This window comes from Kitasatospora sp. NPDC059803 (genome assembly GCF_042732255.1).
Taxonomy (GTDB): domain Bacteria; phylum Actinomycetota; class Actinomycetes; order Streptomycetales; family Streptomycetaceae; genus Kitasatospora.
Map to the genome: position 1 here is coordinate 11988 of NZ_JBHWIJ010000156.1, position 741 is coordinate 12728.

General features: G+C 71.9%; 1 protein-coding gene. It reads left to right on the forward strand.

Going from position 1 to position 741, the window contains the following annotated elements:
* Positions 1–147 precede the first annotated feature (147 nt).
* A complete protein-coding gene (locus ACFV6I_RS23520; protein ID WP_380427469.1) occupies positions 148–693 on the forward strand; it encodes a Uma2 family endonuclease in 546 nt (181 codons plus the stop codon).
* Positions 694–741 lie beyond the last annotated feature (48 nt).

The following is a 741-nucleotide window of genomic DNA, read 5'->3' on the forward strand; positions in this document are numbered from 1 at the left end:
GAACCCGGCGGGGAACTGGCCGCGCGGCGCGCCGCCGGCGCCGCCCCCCCCGCCGTTCCGGGGGCCCGGGGCCCGGGGCCTGGGGCCGGGCGCCGACTACGCTGGGTGCCGGACACCGGTGGATTCGGTTCGGGAGGCGTCGCACTCATGGCCCCGGAACACTTCGAGCTTCTGGAAGAGGCCCGCAGGAGCCTGCCCGACGGCTTCAAGGTGGAGCTCTCCGGCGACACCATCACCATGATGGTGAGCCCCTCGGGGATCCACCAGCGCAACCTGCTGGTGGTGCGCCGGCAGTTCGACGCCCACACCCCGGCCGGGCTGCTGCCGAGCGAGAACACCGATCTGATCTCGCCCAACGTCGGGAAGAGCCGCAATCCCGACCTGACGTACCTTCCGGACGACGCACTGACCACCACCGACAACCAGGTGCCCGCCGAGCTGGCCGCGATCGCGGTCGAGCTGGTCTCGCCCTCCAACCCCGAGAACGACTGGGTCGGGAAGGTGCGGGACTACCCGCTGATGGGGATCCCGCTGTACCTCCTGGTCGACGCGCGGGAGAAGACCGTCACCCTCTTCAGCAGGCCGGACGGCGCCCGGTACCACCGGCGCGAGGACATCGCGTTCGGCGAGACGATGCGCGTTCCGGAGCCCTTCGGCTTCGAGCTGGTCACCGGCGACCTGCTGCCCTGCTGATCTCGGGCGGCTCACAGACGGGGTGGGGGCGAGGGGGGGGGGGGGTGT